Origin of the sequence: uncultured Arthrobacter sp., assembly GCF_947493765.1 — a bacterium.
Taxonomy (GTDB): Bacteria; Actinomycetota; Actinomycetes; order Actinomycetales; family Micrococcaceae; genus Arthrobacter_D.
In genome coordinates this window covers 229,779-248,118 of the sequence record NZ_CANLSZ010000002.1, presented here as the reverse complement: position 1 = coordinate 248,118, position 18,340 = coordinate 229,779, and the positions used below count along the sequence as shown (strand labels likewise).

At 64.3% G+C, this 18,340-nt stretch carries 20 protein-coding genes and 1 pseudogene; 10 read left to right on the top strand and 11 right to left on the bottom strand.

Annotated elements, in window-relative coordinates:
- Nucleotides 1-6: 6 nt before the first annotated feature.
- The gene (locus tag Q0747_RS04115; RefSeq protein WP_298251991.1) at nt 7-984 is read right to left on the bottom strand and encodes a ring-cleaving dioxygenase; all 978 of its coding nucleotides are present in this window, start codon (nt 982-984) and stop codon (nt 7-9) included.
- A 153-nt stretch (nt 985-1,137) separates the two neighbouring features.
- Between Q0747_RS04115 and Q0747_RS04110 the strand changes: the two genes are divergently transcribed.
- The 6 genes from Q0747_RS04110 to Q0747_RS04085 all read left to right on the top strand — a co-directional run bounded on the left by Q0747_RS04110 (nt 1,138) and on the right by Q0747_RS04085 (nt 6,219).
- Nucleotides 1,138-1,620 (top strand): PGPGW domain-containing protein, encoded by a 483-nt coding sequence (locus Q0747_RS04110; protein ID WP_298251990.1) that lies wholly within the window; start codon nt 1,138-1,140, stop codon nt 1,618-1,620.
- Nucleotides 1,621-1,671: 51 nt separating this feature from the next.
- Nucleotides 1,672-2,595 carry a carbohydrate kinase gene (locus tag Q0747_RS04105; protein WP_298251989.1) on the top strand — a complete coding sequence of 308 codons (924 nt, stop codon included), beginning with the start codon at nt 1,672-1,674 and terminating at the stop codon, nt 2,593-2,595.
- Between the two features lie 47 nt (nt 2,596-2,642).
- On the top strand, nt 2,643-3,179 hold the full coding sequence (locus Q0747_RS04100) for a YbhB/YbcL family Raf kinase inhibitor-like protein (RefSeq protein WP_298251988.1): 537 nt from the start codon (nt 2,643-2,645) through the stop codon (nt 3,177-3,179).
- A 48-nt stretch (nt 3,180-3,227) separates the two neighbouring features.
- Nucleotides 3,228-4,037, top strand: a complete 810-nt coding sequence (locus Q0747_RS04095) for an HAD family hydrolase (RefSeq protein ID WP_298251987.1) — start codon at nt 3,228-3,230, stop codon at nt 4,035-4,037.
- A complete protein-coding gene (locus Q0747_RS04090) occupies nt 4,015-4,854 on the top strand; it encodes a glycerophosphodiester phosphodiesterase family protein (protein WP_298251986.1) in 840 nt (279 codons plus the stop codon). The genes Q0747_RS04095 and Q0747_RS04090 overlap by 23 nt, the downstream gene beginning before the upstream one ends.
- A 240-nt stretch (nt 4,855-5,094) precedes the next feature.
- Nucleotides 5,095-6,219 (top strand): hypothetical protein, encoded by a 1,125-nt coding sequence (locus Q0747_RS04085; protein ID WP_298251985.1) that lies wholly within the window; start codon nt 5,095-5,097, stop codon nt 6,217-6,219.
- A 24-nt stretch (nt 6,220-6,243) separates the two neighbouring features.
- Here the strand turns inward: Q0747_RS04085 and Q0747_RS04080 are convergent, their stop codons facing one another.
- Nucleotides 6,244-6,765 carry a GNAT family N-acetyltransferase gene (locus tag Q0747_RS04080; RefSeq protein ID WP_298251984.1) on the bottom strand — a complete coding sequence of 174 codons (522 nt, stop codon included), beginning with the start codon at nt 6,763-6,765 and terminating at the stop codon, nt 6,244-6,246.
- 81 nt (nt 6,766-6,846) lie between these two features.
- A complete protein-coding gene (locus Q0747_RS04075) occupies nt 6,847-7,770 on the bottom strand; it encodes a GNAT family N-acetyltransferase (RefSeq protein WP_298251983.1) in 924 nt (307 codons plus the stop codon).
- A 23-nt stretch (nt 7,771-7,793) separates the two neighbouring features.
- Here Q0747_RS04075 and Q0747_RS04070 point away from each other — a divergent pair, with 23 nt between their 5' ends.
- Together Q0747_RS04070 and Q0747_RS04065 are read left to right on the top strand one after the other, a co-directional pair.
- On the top strand, nt 7,794-8,324 hold the full coding sequence (locus Q0747_RS04070; protein WP_298251982.1) for an RES family NAD+ phosphorylase: 531 nt from the start codon (nt 7,794-7,796) through the stop codon (nt 8,322-8,324).
- Nucleotides 8,325-8,712: 388 nt separating this feature from the next.
- Nucleotides 8,713-9,501: pseudogene (locus Q0747_RS04065) on the top strand (formaldehyde dehydrogenase, glutathione-independent); the annotation flags it as partial.
- A gap of 926 nt (nt 9,502-10,427) precedes the next feature.
- On the opposite strand, the gene Q0747_RS04060 reads toward Q0747_RS04065, so the two are convergent.
- Together Q0747_RS04060 and Q0747_RS04055 are read right to left on the bottom strand one after the other, a co-directional pair.
- On the bottom strand, nt 10,428-10,937 hold the full coding sequence (locus Q0747_RS04060; RefSeq protein WP_298251980.1) for a GNAT family N-acetyltransferase: 510 nt from the start codon (nt 10,935-10,937) through the stop codon (nt 10,428-10,430).
- Between the two features lie 96 nt (nt 10,938-11,033).
- Nucleotides 11,034-11,603 carry a dihydrofolate reductase family protein gene (locus Q0747_RS04055; protein WP_298251979.1) on the bottom strand — a complete coding sequence of 190 codons (570 nt, stop codon included), beginning with the start codon at nt 11,601-11,603 and terminating at the stop codon, nt 11,034-11,036.
- Between the two features lie 69 nt (nt 11,604-11,672).
- Between Q0747_RS04055 and Q0747_RS04050 the strand changes: the two genes are divergently transcribed.
- Together Q0747_RS04050 and Q0747_RS04045 are read left to right on the top strand one after the other, a co-directional pair.
- Nucleotides 11,673-12,251, top strand: a complete 579-nt coding sequence (locus tag Q0747_RS04050; protein WP_298251978.1) for a TetR/AcrR family transcriptional regulator — start codon at nt 11,673-11,675, stop codon at nt 12,249-12,251.
- Nucleotides 12,252-12,431: 180 nt separating this feature from the next.
- On the top strand, nt 12,432-13,013 hold the full coding sequence (locus Q0747_RS04045; RefSeq protein ID WP_298251977.1) for a recombinase family protein: 582 nt from the start codon (nt 12,432-12,434) through the stop codon (nt 13,011-13,013).
- Between the two features lie 140 nt (nt 13,014-13,153).
- On the opposite strand, the gene Q0747_RS04040 is transcribed toward Q0747_RS04045, so the two are convergent.
- The 6 genes from Q0747_RS04040 to Q0747_RS04015 form a co-directional block, all read right to left on the bottom strand.
- The gene (locus Q0747_RS04040) at nt 13,154-14,131 is read right to left on the bottom strand and encodes a sporulation-delaying protein SdpB family protein (protein WP_298251976.1); all 978 of its coding nucleotides are present in this window, start codon (nt 14,129-14,131) and stop codon (nt 13,154-13,156) included.
- Nucleotides 14,125-14,667: an SdpA family antimicrobial peptide system protein gene (locus Q0747_RS04035; protein ID WP_298251975.1), complete on the bottom strand. Its 543-nt coding sequence runs from the start codon at nt 14,665-14,667 to the stop codon at nt 14,125-14,127. Before Q0747_RS04035 ends, Q0747_RS04040 begins: the two co-directional genes overlap by 7 nt.
- A gap of 125 nt (nt 14,668-14,792) precedes the next feature.
- A complete protein-coding gene (locus Q0747_RS04030; protein ID WP_298251974.1) occupies nt 14,793-15,545 on the bottom strand; it encodes a hypothetical protein in 753 nt (250 codons plus the stop codon).
- Between the two features lie 83 nt (nt 15,546-15,628).
- A complete protein-coding gene (locus Q0747_RS04025; RefSeq protein WP_298251973.1) occupies nt 15,629-16,606 on the bottom strand; it encodes a hypothetical protein in 978 nt (325 codons plus the stop codon).
- Nucleotides 16,603-17,544 carry a CPBP family intramembrane glutamic endopeptidase gene (locus Q0747_RS04020; RefSeq protein WP_298251972.1) on the bottom strand — a complete coding sequence of 314 codons (942 nt, stop codon included), beginning with the start codon at nt 17,542-17,544 and terminating at the stop codon, nt 16,603-16,605. Before Q0747_RS04020 ends, Q0747_RS04025 begins: the two co-directional genes overlap by 4 nt.
- A 77-nt stretch (nt 17,545-17,621) precedes the next feature.
- Nucleotides 17,622-18,254 (bottom strand): DUF3887 domain-containing protein, encoded by a 633-nt coding sequence (locus Q0747_RS04015; protein WP_298251971.1) that lies wholly within the window; start codon nt 18,252-18,254, stop codon nt 17,622-17,624.
- Between the last annotated feature and the right edge of the window lie 86 nt (nt 18,255-18,340).

Below are 18,340 nucleotides of genomic sequence, written 5' to 3'. Positions count from 1 at the left end.
GCGCTCCTACTTCAGGAAGGACTGGACGGCGGGGTTGTTCTCGCCCGGGACGTCGATCTTCGCGACCGCGTGGGCGATGGCCTCGCGGTTGGGCTCGAGCCACGGCGGCAGCTTCAGCGAGCGGCCCAGTTCCAGCAGGGGTTCGTCGATGTCGAAGCCCGGTGTGTCCGTGGCGATCTCGAGCAGTGTTCCACCGGGCTCGCGGAAGTAGATCGAGGTGAAGTACTGGCGGTCGAGGATCGCGGTGACCCCGTAGCCGCGCTCCGCGAGCTCGCGGCGCCACAGCTCCTGGGTCTCCTGGTCGGGGACGCGGAAGGCGATGTGGTGCACGGTGCCGCCGGCCACGAGGCCGCGCTGGCCGCGGGGATCGGTGACCACGTCCACCACGGTGCCGGGGGCGCCGTCGTGCGTGCTCAGGCGGTAGCGGCCGTCCTTCTCGCTGAGGATGTTCATGCCGAGGTCACGCGTGAACGTCTCGAGGGTGTGGGTGGGATCCTGCACCGTCAGCACCGACGAGTGCTGGCCGCGCACGGCGTACTCGGCGGGGACGGAGGCGGAGTCCCAGGGGTTGCGCGGATCGGAGATGGAGGAGGCCACGAGGTCGATCTGCAGGCCGTCGGGGTCGCGCAGCGAGAGGCGCTCCTCCTCGGACGACGCACGCGAGACGGTGGACTCGACGCCGAGTCCCTTGAAGTGCTCCTGCCACCAGCCGAGGGTGCCCTGCGGGACGGAGAAGGCGGTGGTGGTGGACTGGCCGCTGCCCACCCGGCCGCTGCGGATGCCCTGCCAGGGGAAGAAGGTCAGGAGGGAGCCGGGGTTGCCGGACTCGTCGCCGTAGTAGAGGTGGTAGGTGCCGGGATCGTCGAAGTTCACCGTCTTCTTGACCAGGCGCAGACCCAGGCCCTTGATGTAGAAGTCGATGTTCTTCTGCGGGTCCCCCGCGATCGCGGTGACGTGGTGAAGACCTTCGGTCTGGATGGTCATGCCGTCCTCCTTCATAGGGCTGGCGTCTCTCGACCAGCATATCAATGCAAACGCATGAAGTTTTCCTTTCATTCCCGCGCCGGCGACCTCCGGTGGGCGGGCAGGCCGTCCGGTCGACCGGCTCCGCCCTGCATCCTGTGACATCCTGTGTGCATGGCAGCGAGAGGGCGGGTCTCAGGGTGGATCCGCCGCACCGGCATCGAGGTGCTCGGGTGGACCCTGGTGGTGCTGGGGCTCGCGGCCCTGGTGCTGCCCGGTCCGGGACTGCTGATGCTCGCCGCCGGTCTCGCGGTCCTCTCGCAGCAGTACCACTGGGCCCGCCGCTTCCTCAAACCGCTCAAGGGCAACGCCTTCCACGCGGCAGCGCTCGGGGTGCAGACCGTGCCGCGGATCGCCCTGAGCTGCGCCAGCGCCCTGGTGATCATGGGCCTCGGCGTGGTGTGGGTGCTCCAACCCCGGATGCCGGGCTGGTGGTTCCCCGGCGAGGGACTGTGGCTCCCCGGAGGCGTGGGGACGGGGGTCAGCCTCATCGTCTCCTCACTGATCGCCCTCGCCCTGATCGCGTACAGCGTGCACCGCTTCCGCGGCCGTCCCCTGCCGCCCAGGGTGCCGCTGTTCCGCAAGAACGCCCTGTAGCCGTCCGCGACCGAACGGCCCCGTCGCAGGTACGACTGGTACCTTGAAGGCGTGCTCACCGTGATCGGGGAAACCCTCATCGACGAAGTCGTCAGCGACATCGCCCCCATGCGCGCCCACGTGGGTGGCAGCCCCATGAACGTGGCCGTGGGGATCGCGCGGCTGGGGCATCCCGCCCAGTTCGTGGGCCGGTACGGCGACGACGACTACGGGCGCCTGATCCAGCAGCACCTGCGCGACAATTCCGTCCCGTTCCCCATCGGCCCCGACGACTCCCCCACGAGTGTGGCCACCGCGCGACTCGATCCGGCGGGCGGGGCGGCCTACGACTTCCAGCTGGTCTGGGAGCTGCCCGGTCTGGCCGGGCGGCGCGAGGAGCTGCTCGACGGCACCACCCTCCTGCACACCGGGTCCATCGCCACGATGCTCACCCCCGGCGCCGACGACGTCCTGGCCCTGGTGCGGGCGGCACATCCCGGCATCACCATCACCTACGACCCCAACTGCAGGCCGACCATCATCCGGGACCGGGATCTCGCCCGCGACCAGGCCGAGGCGTTCGTGGCGCTCGCGGATCTCGTGAAGGCCTCCGACGAGGATCTGCGCTGGCTCTACCCGGACCGGAGCCCCGAGGAGACCGCACGTGCCTGGCTCGAGGCCGGGCCCGCCGTCGTCGTCGTGACCCGCGGTTCCAGGGGGCCATGGGCGGTGTGCCGCGCCGGCGAGAGCGCCGTGCCCGCGCCGTCCACCAGCGTGGTGGACTCGGTGGGTGCCGGGGACTCCTTCATGGCAGCGCTCATCGGCTCGCTCGTGGATCTGGGGCTGGACGGCGCGCAGCGCCGGCAGGACCTGCGCGGCATCACGCTCGACCAGCTGACCGGGATGCTGCAGTACGCCGCCCGGGCAGCGGCCATCACCGTCTCCCGCCCCGGCGCGGATCCGCCCTCGCGTGCCGAGATGATCCGGACACCGTAATCTGCAGACCCCGACCCGCCCTGCCGACCACCAGAAGGAGCACTCCCATGTCCCGCGATCCGTACGCCGACCTGCCGCAGGTCCCCGAGTTCGAGCTCACCAGCGAGAGCATCACCGACGGTGAACCCCTCGCCACCGCGCAGGTCTCGGGACGGATGGGACCGGGCGGCGACGACGAATCACCGCAGCTGTCGTGGAGCGGCTTCCCCGAGGGGACCAAGAGTTTCGCCGTCACCGTGTACGACCCCGACGCCCCGACCGCCAGCGGTTTCTGGCACTGGGCGCTGGTGGACGTGGACGTCGCCACCACGTCGCTGCCCGCGGGTGCGGGGAGCGAGCACTCGGACCTGCTGCCCGAGGGTGCTTTCCAGCTGCGCAACGACGGCGGGTTCGCCGGGTACGTCGGAGCCGCACCGCCTCCCGGCCACGGCCCGCACGAGTACCACGTGGTGGTCCACGCCGTCGACGTCGAGTCCCTCGGGATCCCCGCCGACGCCTCGCCGGCGTACCTCGGCTTCAATCTGTTCTCCCACACGCTCGGCCGCGCACGGCTGATCGGGACCTTCGAGGTGCCCGCGGAGTGAGACCGCTGCGCCGGTAATCTGGAGGATCAAGGACCGAAGGAGTCAGCGATGCGCCTCGTGGCGAGCGACATGGACGGGACCGTCGTGGGCCATGACGGGAAGATGAGCGCACGGACGGTCAGGGCGTTCGAGGCATGCGTCGAGGCGGGGATCCACGTCGTGTTCGTCACCGGGCGTCCGCCCCGCTGGCTCCACCCCCTGCGCGACCAGCTCGGGCACCGGGGAACCGTCATCTGCTCCAACGGCGCGCTCACCTATGATCTCGCCACCGAGACCGTCCTCAGCTCGAAGCTCCTCGAGCCGGTCGACGTCTACGCGGCTCGCGACATCATCCGCGGCCTCTTCCCCGCGGCGACGTTCGCGGCGGAGACGATCGCGGGCTTCACCGTCGAGCCGGGCTTCGGGGACGCCGCGGCCTCGGAACTCCTGGGCGACATCACCGCCCGGCCGTTCGAGGAGACCCTGCCAGGGGAGGAGATCGTGAAGTTCCTCGCCCGGCTGACGGACATCTCCCCGGACGAGTTCCTCGCGACCGTCAGGCCCGCCGTCGCGCACCTCGTCTCGACGACCCACTCGGCACCGAGCGTGGCGCTGCTCGAGATGGCGCGGCCGAACATCGACAAGTCCGTGACGCTCGCGCAGTACGCCGCCGAGCTGGGGGTGGACAGGGCCGACGTCGTGGCCTTCGGCGACATGCCCAACGACGTGCAGATGCTCGGTTGGGCCGGGCAGGGCTACGCGATGGCCTCCGGTCACCCGGACGCGCTCGCCGCCGCGAAGCTGATGGCCCCCGCGTTCGAGGAGGACGGCGTGGCGCAGATCCTGGAGGAACGCCTTGCGGCGCTCCGTACGGCCTGATCCGCAGCGGTTCCCCTATCTCGACGCCGCAACCGGGGCTGGCGCCGGGAGCGGGGTGCGGGTTGGGCGTGCGCCCCTCGCCCTCGCCCACCGCGGTTTCGCGCCCGACGGCGGCGAGAACACCATGGACGCGATCGAGCGTGCCGTGGGCCTCGGCTTCCGGTACGTGGAGATCGACGTCAGGGCCTCGTCCGACGGCGTGGTGATGGTCTTCCACGACGAGCACCTGGACCGCGTCACGGATGCCCGCGGGCCCCTCGTGGAGCGCTCCGCTGCGGAGCTCGGCGCCGTCTCCGTGGAGGGTCGCGGCGGCATCCCGACGCTCGAGGCGGTGCTGCTGCGCTGGCCGGAGCTGCGCCTGAACATCGACATCAAGACGGATGACGCCGTGCGGCCGTTCGCGGAGCTGATCAATCGCCTGCGGGCCCATGACCGGGTGCTCGTGGCGTCGTTCTCGGACCGCCGCCGCCGGCAGGTGCTGCGCCTGCTCGAGAGGCCGACGGCGTCGTCGGCCGGGATGCGGGTCAATGCCGGGGTGAAGGCGGCGGCGCCCCTGGGTCTGGCGGGGATCGTCGCTCGGCGCGCCGGCGTCCAGGCTCTGCAGGTGCCCGAGACTTACCGGGGGGTCCGGGTGGTGACGCCCCGCTTCGTGGCAGCCTGCCACGCCGCCGGGCTGCAGGTGCACGTGTGGACCATCAATCGACGCGAGGACATGGACCGGCTGCTGGATCTGGGCGTCGACGGTCTGGTCTCGGACGCGGGAGATGTTCTTGCGGAATGTGTTGCGGCGCGCTCGACGCGTCCAGGAAGCCGGTAGTACCGCGTGGACTGACGCCGCCATGCCGCCCTCGTGGTGCTCGGGTCCAGCAGGATATGGCTCCGGTCTCCTGGGTCCGGGCGGCCCCGAGGGTGCAGCGTTCCGGCCTCGTCTCGAGAAGTTGCCTCGGCGCACAGTGACGATTGTTGACTGGGTCACACTTCTCCCGTAGCTTCCTTCGGAGACTGATATATCACTCGTCGACGACGACGTATGGATCTTTTCGGAAGAAGGCACCTTTTGGCTCAGAACGCACCCACGCGGGCGCACCTGCACACCTCCGAGAAGGTGAGTGTCCTCCGAGTCCTCACCTATGCGGGCGCGATCATGGCCTTCCTCATCGGATCCGGATTCGCGACCGGCCAGGAAATCATGCAGTACTTCACCTCGTACGGTTACTGGGGCGTGTTCGGGACCGGAGCACTGGTTCTGGTCCTCATGACCTATGTGGCCATGGAGTTCTTCGTGGTGGGGGAGGCGAAGAAGTTCGATCGTCCCTCACGGATCTTCCACTACTACTGCGGCAAGTACCTGGGGACGTTCTTCGACTTCTTCTCCATCCTCTTCGTGTTCCTGAGCTTCACCGTGATGGTGGCCGGTGCCGGCGCCGTGTTCGAGGAGCATTACGGGATCTCCCGATACATCGGCGGCGTCGGCCTAGCCGTCGCCGTCGGCGTCAGTGTGTGGTTCGGTCTGAAGAGCCTGGTCGACGTCATCGGCAAGATCGGACCGATCATCGTGGTGGTCGCCATCGCGCTCGGGCTGCTGGGAATCTTCCGGAATCCGGGCGGAATCGCTGCCGGTCATGCGATCCTTCCGACCCTCGATCTGACGCAGGCGTCCACGAACTGGTTCCTGGCCGGGCTGTCCTACGTTGGCTTCTGTATGCTCTGGCTGGCAGCCTTCCTGACGGCGCTGGGGAAGACCGCGCACAGCCGCAAGGAAGCCGCCGCAGGCGGCTCGATCGGAGCCATCGCTTTCTCGGTCGCCTGCATCATCGTCGGCCTCGGCCTGCTTGCAAATGTGGTGAAGGTCGGCGGGGCCGAGATCCCGATGCTCGTACTGGCGAGGGATGTCAGCCCAGTGCTTGCCGCAGGTATCTCGGTCATGATCCTCACCGGGATCTACACGACAGCCGTACCGCTGCTGTGGACCGTGTCCTCACGGTTCTTCGTGGACAAGACGCTCCGCTTCAAGGTGCTGACGATCGTCCTCGCGGTGGTCGGGACGGTGATCGGCTTGCTCCTGCCGTTCTCCCAGATGGTCAACATTGTGTACGTGATCAACGGGTACGTGGGCATCCTGCTGCTGGTCCTCATGCTCGTGAAGACCGGAACGCGTATCGTCCGGAGGCAACCGGTCTGAGCGAAAGCCGAGGAGGAGCCTGCATCAGAACAGGTCTACTGAGGGCGGTCCGGAGCGTGAGCTACCTGCAGCGAAGACGAGGGAACTGCTCCACTGTCCTCCTGTGAACCTGTCCCTCGGGCGCACTCCCGTGAAGGTCATGCCGATCTTCTCGAGGACCCTCGCCGATGCCACGTTGGCCGGCCGGCACGTGGCTTCGATCAGATCCAGCTCCAAGGTGTTGTGGGCGTGGGCCAAGAGGCAGGTCGCCGCTTCTGTGGCATAGCCCCTTCCCCAGTGGTCGACCCCGACGACGTAACCAAGATGACCACGCTGCTGCTCGTCCACGGTCAGTCCGACGGAGCCCACGGGCACACCCCCGGGTAGCGTGATAGCCAGGGTGAACACTGTGCGGGGAGAGGCTTCCTGAGCGGCGATGCATCCTTCGAGATAGGCGCGGGTGTCGTCCTCGGTGTTGGGCCCCCAGTCCACGAACCGGGCAATTCGCGGGTCAGAGGCGAAGGAATGGACGGCGCCGAAGTCCTCGAGGACATACTCACGAAGCACCAGTCGGTCGGTGTGTAGTTCCAGGGTCCAGCTCCAAGGTGATGGGACGGCTTCGCGGTGATTGAAATCGGTGCAACGCGTTCAGATGGTGCCCCTCGTGCTCGGTCCCGCACCCTCCGAGTGCTGCCGCAACCCGTCCTGGGTTTCTTGTTCGAGCATAGGTGCTCGCGGACGGCGTCGGTCCGACGCGTGAGCTACCAAAATCCCGGTTCTCCGGCCGCCGTCCACCGTCTCCTCGATCCGAACGAACCCGAGGCTTTCCAGGAGAGCCAGCGAGGGTGTGTTCTCGGTGTCCACGGTCGCGAACATTGCCCGAAGCCGGAGAGTGTCGAAGCCGTAGCGGGTGACCAGTGCGGCTACTGCGCGGCCGTACCCTCGGCGCCAGTGAGAGCGCTGGATAGCGTACACGAGCTCCCAGTCCTCGATGTCATCGCGGGGCGAGGGCTTGAGCTCGGCGTGTCCGATGAGCAAGCCGTGAGCGACGACAGCCCAGACTGCGAACTTGTTTGTCGGGTACACCCGGGTGAAGACGCGATGGAAAAGCTCGCGATCGGCTGCCTCGGTCTCCAACCCGTCACCGACGTAACGGACGACCTCCGGGTCCTGGAACAAGGCGACGAAGAATTCTTCGTCTGCCTTTGTGTACGGGCGAAGCTCGATGAGACCGTCGCGCAGAACGGGTGAAGATGATCCGGTGGTGCTCACCCCAGCAAGTCTGCCTGACATGGCACTCATTGATGGTCTTTCGTCGGCGCCCGTACCAATGTGAGGATGGGCGAGCCCGATCTCGATCTCGAGCTCCAGCGCGAGCTCATGGGCGACAGCGATCCTCCCGTATCTCAGCGCCGTCCGATAACCATCGATGGCCGCCCGCGCTTGGATGGTATCGACGATTGGATCCGTCGAGGAGAACCTGATTCCTCCTGAACCTTCTGACGGCAGAGCCAGGAGACAACGGCGATGCTGTTCGGGGAGCACATCACCTGGCAAGGTGTGCTTGAACAAGCGGACTTCAGAGATAAGGCGGTGTGGTGCAGCAGAGCCAACCAATCGTCAGCGGCGACGATCCGCTGATGCGATCAGTACGAGGATCATTTTTCCGCGCAGTAGATCCCTCGTATCGCGCCGACGCGCTGACCGGGTCGCGGTCTGCCGGCCGGTATTCTCCGGAGGGCGTACCGACGCTGTACCTCAGCTCCTCGCGTGAAGGGGTGGCAGCCGCGATGATCGCTCATACCGACGATCGCACTCCTGACCTTGAAGTGCTGCAGTTCGAGGTAGAAGCCGATCGCATCGTCGACCTCCGCATACAGCAGGCGTTGAGGTCCATCGGTGTCGACCCGGCGGATGCCGCCGCGGACTGGCAGGGACCCATCGCACGAGGAGAACGGCCTCGTCCCTGGCGAGTACGAGAAGCCCTTGAGGATCTGGGCGCCCACGGCCTGATCGACCCCTCCCGCAGGCAGCCTCATCTTTGGCACCTGACCCTCTTCGCCTGGAACAGCGAGGGGACTCCTCGCGTCATCGACCCCGCGATCAGGAGGGCGCCACCTCCCTAAGGGGCGAGAGGCTACCTCTGCTGAAGCTATTGGGCTGCGCGCTGGGCGCCAGTGCCTATTAGGCCGTGTTTCCCCCGCCCCATCGCTCACGCGCGTGGGGATTGCGGGTCGAAGACTCCCAGGAACGAGAAGCGGAACCTCGCCGGGTCGAGGTTGCGCAGCTCGACGTTGCCACCGTTGCCATCGGTCGCCTAGGAGCCCTAACGTTCTCGGATGCCCCCGGACCGTTTGCCTTGCCAACTTATCGGCGACGTCGGACTCCGGTTCCTCGCCACGTGCACCACGTCGAGTCGGAATTCCTCAGCGTAGGGCATGGGCATGCTGACTTAGAGCCGGAACATCCGCAGGATGAAGAACGTCATGGAGCCTAGGAGGAGAGCGAGCCCGACAGGCCGAGTATCTCTTTGTTCCCTATGCGGACTTCCAGCTGCTGAAGTTCCCGGACCGTGACCAGGCCATGGAGAAGATCCGCGATCTGGCGCTTCTCTCTGACATCCTCCCGACTGCTTTCCACGGCCTCATGGAGGCTGGCGCCAAGCCCGGGTCCACTGTCTACATCGCGGGGGCCGGCCCCGTGGGCCGTTGCGGCGCCGCAGCTGCGCGCCTGCTGGGGGCGTCCTGCATCATCGTCGGCGACCATGACAAGGATCGCTTGGCCCTGATGAAGCGCAACGGTTGCGAAACCATTGACCTCAACGAGGATGTCCCGCTGCAGGACCAGATCGAAAAGATCCTTGGCGAGCCGATGGTCGACTGCGCCGTGGACTACGTCGGCACCGAAGCTCACGGCATCGGCAAGGACGCGGACAAAGAGGATCCGGCCTATGCGATCAACCAGGTGATCGACGTTACCCGCGCGGGAGGCGCCACCGGCATCATCGGCATCTACGGGCCTGACCCCCTGGCGGATTCCAAGGACGAGCAGAACGGCATCTACCCGATTGAATTCGGCAACGCCTGGATCAAGTCCCCGAAGATCACCGCTGGCCAGGCGCCGATCATGCATTACAACTACGAGTTGATGCAGGCGATCCTGTGGGACCGCATGCCGTACCTGTCGGACATGCTGCAGACCAAGGTCATCGGCCTTGACGATGCTCCTCAGGCCTACGCGGACTTCGACAACGGCTCGGCCGAGAAGTACATCATCGACCCCCACGGCATGATCGCCTCCTGATCTTGCCCACCCGGTAGTGAGGCCCTGGCAATTTGCCAGGGCCTCAGTACTGCCAGCCCCCCCCCGCCCAAGACTGAGGGGGCCTTTTCGTTCTCTCCTATGGCCGACCAGGGACAACAGCTAGCCGTGACCCCCGGTGCCAGGGGTTCCACGCCGGGGTACCAGGCTCTCCCATGAAGGGGTGCCATGATGGGCCCCATGGCTACCCACAGTGATACCCCCAGCAACGAAATTCCTAGCCAGAAAGGGGTATCAGGGGGTTCCAGTGCGGTGTTCACCATGAAGGAAGCCGCCGATGTGGCATGTGTCAGTGTGAGCACCCTCCGCCGACGACGCGCCGAGCTGGAAGAAGTGGGGGCCACCATCACCTCCACCGGGTGGCAGGTGCCCATGACCGCACTCATCGCCGTGGGCCTTATCCACGGCGAGGGTTTCCATACCGCCTCACAGGCCGGACCATCGACCCGAGCCGCTCAGCCTTCGGAGGAACCAGAGAACACCGGGCGGCTGCTCGAGCGCGTCCGCGAGCTGGAGGCTGAGGTCCAGGAGTGGCGACGGCGCTCCGAAGTTGCTGAAGCACGAGCCGAAGAACGCCGCCGAGCTCTCGACGCCCTGCAAATCGCCAACGAAACCGAGTCGCAGATCTGTAGTAGCAGCAGATCCTGCGACGGCTACATCAAGGCGTCGTCAGCAGTGTCGCCTCCCATCCTTGGCCAGCGGTGCAGAAACGATCGGTTGTGCACTGGTGTTCTGCGCCGTACGCCAGTTGGAGCTGAACAGGTAGTGGCTGGTAGCGATGGATTCATGGGCGGTGCAGAACCGGACGGGCGCTGCTGCGTAGTTCTGCACCACCCGCGGTGTACTGATGTTGAGATCGGTGGGCAGCTCGAGGGATTGGCGAACGGTCGATCCTGGAAGCCAGCGACCTACTGCAGGGGATCGGTACCGGACGGGGGCGAAGGTTCAAAGTGCTGCCAGAGCACTTCGCCGTCGACAATGGTCGGCGTGGCGCTGAGGCCGAGGCGTGCGGCAATACGAGCCGAGGCTTCGTGGTCGGGATGGATGAAGGCCCTCACCATGATTACCTGGTGGTCTTGTAGCCAGGTGAGCATCGTTGTGGTTGCTTCTGTCGCGATGCCGTGGTGTTGTGCTGGGGGAGTGATGAGCCAGGCGATGTCTGCGACCAGAGCAGTATTCTCGTGGGTAAGGGTCGCTTGGACGTACCCGAGAGCATCCCTGGTTGTTTGGGAGCGGATAATCCAGTTGAGCCACCCGGCGTCATCGGAGGGTGAGTGGCCAACGGCTTGTTTCTGGTACCGGGTTCGTAGGGCATCCAGGGTCGGTGGCTCGCCGCCGATGAAGGTGTACAGCTCTGGGGGCGCGAGTACCGCGACCATCTCGGTGGCATGGTCAGGGGCGAGCGGTTCGAGGATCAACCGGGCGCTCTCGAGACCGGTAGCAGTAGGCCATGGCATGGAACAGATCGTCGCACGAGGGGTCAAGGCCTTACCTCGCCTGATACAGGAGGAATCTCATCGGGCGCGTTCGTATTCTTCGATGACCACGCCGGAGGAGAACCGTCGCGCGTGCACTGGGTGGAAGGACGCTGGCCGACCAGTGACGCCCCCGAACAGGGAGATGCCGGCTCCGAGGATGATGGGGTTGCGTTTGAGGATCAGACGGTCTATTTCAGGGAGTAGGTGCCCGGCCAGATTTCCCCCACCGCAGAGGTAGATGTCCAGCCCATCGTCTTGCTTGAGTTTCTGGACGGTGCTCAGCGCATCACGGGTGAAGGTGACAGCCGGATCGGTGGTGTCTTTGGTCCGTGTTGCTACGAACTCTCGGAGGTGTGCGTACGGGCGGGTGATTCCAACGGAGTGCGCGACGGCGTAGCTGTTCCAGCCTTGGATGACCGTGTTGAAACGTGTCCGCGGCGCTTCGAGACCCATTGACGCCAGGACATGGGTTGGTAGGGCGTCGGCGTACTCGGTGAGAAGCGTTTCCATATGGTCGCCCTCGAGCGGGAACGCGTCGAAGGAACCATCGGGTGCGGCGATACGGCCGTCGATCGACACGGCGATGTAATACACGAGCTCACGCACAACTACTCCAATCACTACGGATGTCGTGATCGAACGTTACCACGACGCCTGTCGTGAATATCGTAAGATATGGACATGATGCGGAACCCGGGGCGGCGCACGATTCTCGCTGATGCTGCCGTCCACGTCCTCGCGCAGCAAGGATCAAGGGGGCTCACCCACCGCGCACTCGATGACGATGCAGGGGTTCCTCGGGGGACTTCGTCCAACTTCTTCGCCACCAGGGACTCGATCATCGACGCGATTCTGGTCCGTATAGGTCAGCGCCTGGCACCTGATCCGGTTGTGCACGCTGGTCTGGCGGGTCAGGCGCCCGGGAAGAAACTGTTCACCGCCTACATGAAGGACATCGTCCACCGATTGACGTCGGACCGTGATGCGGCCCTTGCCCTGTTCGAGCTTCGCCTCGAGGCAACACGGCGCCCCCACGTCGAAGAAGCCATCACCGCCTGGCTACGGGCAGGACTCGCAGACGACGTCGCTCTCAACACCCGTATGGGACTACCAGGAGGTGAGCAGGAGATCGCCCTCTTCCACTACGCGATCAACGGGTTCATCCTCGATCAGATCACCGTTCCTGTGAAACCCGGGGTAAACAGGGACGAGATCATCGAGCGCTTCGTGCAGCTCCTACTTCATTCTGAGTAGCTTCAGTGTCCGGTCAAAGGATCCTTTGACTGGACCGACCGAGGTGGTCCAGGGGTGGGTCAGTGAACTCCAGTATCGGCGGGGAACTTGGCGGCCAGCATCTGTCTCAGCAATGTGTCTCACGTCAGTTATTCTCAACAAAGGAGAGACGGGCCTTTGATGAGTGTGAGGAACACTGAGATGGGAAGTATCGGGTATGCCAGGGTCAGCACTTTGGAGCAGAACGCGGATCTGCAGCATGCAGCGCTCACCACAGCGGGTTGCAGCCGGATCTTCACCGACCATGGTGTAAGTGGAACGGTGGCCAGTCGGCCTGAGCTCGACAAGCTCCTCGATCACCTCCGGAAGGGTGATGAGGTCGTGGTGTGGAAGCTGGACCGGCTAGGGCGCAACACTCGCAACCTACTGGCCCTCATCGACGACCTGGAGCGCAGGGGAGTGCACTTCCGCAGCGTCACCGAGGGCATCAGCACCACAGGCCCCATGGGAAGGGCCATGCTCACAGTGATGTCCGCGTTCGCGCAGCTCGAGCGTGACCAGCTCGCCGAGCGGACCAGGGCCGGTATGGCCGCTGCTGCAGAGCATGGGCGGAAGGCTGGCCGACGGGAAGTCACCACCGACCACGCGAAGGTCAGACGCGCTCGAAACCTCAAAGCTCAGGGACTTACTCCGGCCGATATCGGGAAGATCATCGGTGCCAGCAGAGCAACGGTGTACCGCTACCTGAGTCTGGGTTCGATGACGCACTCTGACGCACTCTGACGCGACCTATGAGGCTGACACCACTTGTGCCGCACAAGAACTCCGCCACGCTTAATAGCGCTTACGGCGGTGGTGTCGGGTGTCCTCCTCCTGTAGGGGCGAAGGCGTCGTCAGTTGCCCGCTGAGCCGTCACGATGGTCCTACTTCATGGCTGCCAGCTCCACAGTGGGTTCCGCCCCGGTGTCAGCGCCGTGATTCAGGGGCGTTCTTCGGTGCGCAACGGTGCGCAGGCTGAATCCGGCAGTGAAGGCCGGCGATCTGATTGGCGTTGCAAGAAGGACAAGTCCTCCGATCATGATGATCTGGAAGCTCCAGAGACCGATGAAGACAATGATCCCAAGATGCAGTGCTACTCCGGCGATGGCGATCAGGACTCTGGCCCGTCCGCGTGTGAGCAATGTCGCGGCCAGGGCGAGTTCCAGAGCGATTGTGCCCCATGTTAGAGCTGCTGCGCCTAGCGCAGTGGAGCTGACGGTCGTAATCACCCAGAGAGGAAGGCCGCTCGCTCCGAAGAAGCCCTGTCCAATGTAGTAAAGGGCTGTTCCCTCTGCCCACTCTGTGACGAACAGTTTGCCTGCAGCTGAATAGAAGTACAGGACGGTGAGTTGAAGCTTGATTCCGATGAGGAAGACGAGAGCGAATCCAGCCCGCGGCTCGTAGAGGCGACGCGCCGTACGAGCGCTGCTCCAATGGTTCATCCGTGGGTCAGTAACGCAGATCGGAACCAGGAGGAGGGCGATGATCGTGGCGATCTGGTCGCCGCCTTCAGGTATCGAGATGCTCGAACTGATGCTGAATGCAACCCAAAGGTGCAGAAGTGATGTTATCTGCGGGAGGAACCCGCTGATGACGGCCACCAGGATGAGGGCACACAGTCCTTGCGCGAGCGGAAGATCTTCCCGCATGAGGCAGAAGACGCCAGCCTGGTCCAGATTCGTGCAGAGGGGGTAGGACCCGAGCCCGGCAACGGGGCGGAATAGGTAATCGGCGGGAGTTAGCAGAACTGTGATCAGTCCCCCGAGTGCGACGAGGGTGCGAGCTAGGCCCACAACGGGTGACCAGATGATGGCATCGGGTACGACAGGCAGCTGCCACCCGCGACGCAGAGTGCTCAGCATTTGACGTCCATTCGTAGGCCGCTCTCTGCAGATTCGGACAGTTCTGTGTGGTCTCTGTAGGACCAGGCGACGGGCGTTGATTCCACAAGCACGATCTCACCGCATAGGGAAGGCGATGGAACAGTGTTAGTGACGGGGTGCAGGGTTGAGGACATCAAGTCCTCCGCACACGTGTCCAGAGCGGGAGAATCACAAGTGATCCAGTTTGCGTCGGGTAAGGCTGCCATCAGCAGGGCGGTCTCCACGCCCTGCGAACGACCGTGTCGGCTGAGACCGAAGAGATTCTCGGCGCGTGTGTTAGGGAATCCTGCGACTGATTCAAGGGTGCTGTCGCTTGCAGCGAAAGGTTCGATTTGCGGGTCGCGCGGAGACTTGGTGAAGAAGGACCAGCCTTGCGGGGCAACCGACATGATCTCGACGCGCTTTTCGTCGAGCCCTGGCGGGTCCAAGACGGTTGCGTCCAGCGAAGCGAGACCGGAGTAGAGAGCGAAGACTCCGAGCAGCGTGGAGGGTAGAAGGGTGTGGCGGATTTTCATGAGTCCTACCTGGCAGTGGCGAGAAGGGTGGCTTCGGCCTCAAGGCGCAGAGGGAGGAAGCGGTGACCCGCATTGTGCAGGTCACCGCTTCTCGTGAAGCCTTCCGTGAAGGATTCTGGATGGACTCAGAAGGCCTGCAGGGTTTCGGTCAGCTCGACGATCCCCTTTTCGGACTCGAGAGTTCCACCACCACCGGCAGGGGACGCCCAGAACGCGTTCTGCGTCCAGGCGACATTGTTCTGAACTGCGGCGGTGAGGGCGTGTACTGCACCTGCAACCGAGACAACAGCAACCCAGACAGCGAATACCGGAACGGCTGCTGTTGGGTTCGCGGTCTCGGGATCAGCCTTCATCACGGAGGCTTGCTGCTGCTTTTGCTGCTGCACGTCAGCGGCGACGACATCGCTCAAGTTCTGTGTGCCTGAGACAAAGGCCGCCTCAACACGCAGCACATCGCCCGAGGTCAACTCCTTGTGCCACTTCTTGAGGGAACCCGGTGATGCCGCTTCCACCTTGCTGACGAGGGCGTCGATGGCCTTGTTGTCCGGGCCGACTTCCTGCACCATGTCCCGGAACGCGGAGTAGGCCGAATCGTCCAGAGCTGAATCGAAGGACTCAGCCGCTGGTCCGACTCCGAAGTACACCGCCTTGTAAAGATTCCGAGCATCGGACATCGATGTCTTCTTCGCTGAGGTGACTTCAGTGTGGCTGGCCGGAGTGCTTACCGGGCCTGCGATTGCTGCGCTTGGTAGTGAGACCAGAAGAGCCGAGGTAACCACCACGGCGATGAGCTTGTTCTTCAACTTTTCCCCATTCAAGTAATTCGTGTGTTCATGCTGTGCGGTGATGTCGGCGGGCTCGATCGCCTCTGCCTGCATCGTCCGCGTCGTCAGTCCCCCGCTGACGGCGCCCCCTCTCCCAGTTCTTGCGGTGTAGCGAACAGTCGCTACGTCCAAATCTGTTAGTGCCGTTCGGCGGCGGCGTTGTACGCGGCGGCGGCTGCTTCTGCCCCTTCAACGGTCACAACGATCGTCTCCCCGGTGCTTCGATGAATGAGGAGGGTCTTGCCGAGGCGAAAACGAAGCTGCGGTGAGCGCGTTCCAAGGCCGCGGATCCCGAGTCCGAGGGCGTCCAGGGCATGCGAGGCCTGTCCCGTCGATGCTCTGGCGCCGGGTTCAGCGGTAACGCGGATTGAGCCCGGTCCCCGGGTGGGGCGGCACGTGAGTCCATCGACATCAACTGTGACAGCCCAACGGCTCAGGCCGAATCCCAGGAGCACCATCACACCTCCGAGGAGAGCGACCGGCCATGGCGTGAGTGATGCAATGCCGAGCGCGAGGAGGATGAGCCCGATCACACCAAGGGCGACGAACACCCAGGCCGTCGTCGTTTCCGACCATAAGGTAGTAGCCCGGTTACCACTGGTGCCGGTCGTCCCAGTGATTTGGGCATCGCTTCGCGGATAACGGCTGGCGCTGACCGCGGCCAGGGCTCCCAGCAGAACGGCCGCCACACCGAGGGCCGCGATAGCTGGTACACCCGGGTCCGGGGCCAGCCATGGGTCGGCGACAGCCAGTGATGGCACCAACAGGGCGGGTAGGGAACCGCTGAGGAACAAGGACAAGGCGACGAGAGCACCGACTGTGGAGCGTCGGCCCCATTCGTTCAGTTTGCCGCCAAGCTGTACGACAACGAGGAAAACCAGGGCTGCGAGTGCGGGCCCAAGCGTGGAGGCCATCGCGACGGCCAGCGGAGCGACACTGACCACGGTGCCTTCCGCCCATTTCATCGCAACTTCGGAGGGCAACTGGAACGCCCACCCCACGGCCAGTACCAGACTCGAAAGCAGAGCTCCGGTTGCCGGTGCGACTGCAGCCCACCAGAAACGGGAGTCCGTGCTGGTCGGCGTAGCCATGGTGTGAGTTCGTGAAATGGTCATGATCGACTGCCCCCTGAGTTGACCTGTGAAACAGCACCTGCGTCATCCGAAGAAGGATCTGCTTGCTGCGCCACTCTGATATTTAACGTTTCATGTCTCGGAAAAAGTGTCAAGGCTACCTTTCGCATCCCTCCGCTCAGGAAGACCGCACCAATGGTGATCGCCATCAACGTGCAGGTAACCCACCCGAGCGGACCGACGGCGGCGGCATCAGGATTGGACCCTGCTGCAATGACAAGGCTCATGAACCCGGCGGAGGCGTTGAAAGCGCTGTGCGCCATGACTGCCGGCCACACGGACCCTGTACGCAGGCGCAGCCAGCCAAGCAAAACCCCAAAGATCATGCAGGCCGCCGTCATGAGCGCTAGCCCTGACACCCCGGGGCGGGCGTAGTTGTAGCCGAGCAAGATGATGGGGGAGTGCCAAAGACCCCAGATCGCGCCGCTAAGGAGTAGTGCGGGCCAGGTTCCTAGCGGCAGCAGTGCAGGAAGGAGCCAACCCCGCCATCCCAACTCCTCACCCAAGGCGAAGGGGATGCTCAGTAGAGTGTTCAAGGGAATTGCGATGAGTTGGAGAGCCACAAGGGTCCCGATGGGCAGGGCAAGCTCGCTGATCCCCGCCTGCTCAAGTTGTGCGGCATAGCCACTGAAGGTCGCAAGGTCCAGGTCAACGAGCCCCAAGCCCGCGGATAGGATTACTCCGCCCACCACAAGCAGGGCGGCGGCCGGGACGGCAGCCACTGATGACCAGATGATGCGGCGGGCTGGGCGTATCGGCCAGAGCCCGAGGAAAACCATAACCGGATGGGGCCGGGGCTTCTGTACAAGGAGAGCGACCACGGTGGCGATCGCAGGCGCAAGCATCATTACCGGCAACACAAGGGCGCTCCATGAACTCGCCAAACCATCAGCGCTTCCCCATAACGGCAGGGCGATCATCCAAGCCAATCCCATGGATACTGCGACGAAGACAACGACAGCTCTCCATGGAACCGAAGCTGTAACCTCTGTTTTCCTCACGATGCACCTCCGGCCACCGCGCTGGCATCCAGGATGAACAACCCAGCGATCTGGTTGTCTTCCGTGAGAGCGACGCGGCCCACCATTTCACCTGCTTCGAAATGCAGGGGAACATCCACGACCGTCAGCTCGCCCATGCGCCGAGCGGTCGGCTCACCGTTACTCTCGAAGGCTCCCACCGTCGTCAACACATGCGCCCAGACGTCCCCCAGCTGCTCAGCGGTCATCGCCTGCTGCATCGTTTCGTCGAAATCAATGTGAACGTCCTTGCCCCTTCCCTCCCTAAGCAGGTCGAAAACAAGGATGGCCCGGCCGGCAGCGCCTTCAAACGGATCCTTCGCCAAGGGACGCCCCGTCCTCGGGTCGGTGACCTGACCAAATCTCTGGTACGCAGCCTGACGTGAAATTCCCAACGTGCTACCCACTTCCTGCCATGTCGCCCCGAGCGACCGTGCATCGTCAACGAGAGCAGACAGGAGTGCCTCAGCATCCGCCCGCAATCCCGCAGCATTACGCACAGCCCTCAGTGCCGACTGCTGATCCCTCCTGTCATGCACACTCGCCGCCAATGCCTGCGTGCGAGCAAGCAGCGCGGTAACGAGAGACGGGGAAATTCGATCCTTACTCATGCGTAAAGTATCTCTTTACGCCCATCGAGGCGTCAAGCAAAACCTGACAGATAGTTGTGTCGCTGCGACGACGCCTTCAGGAAGCC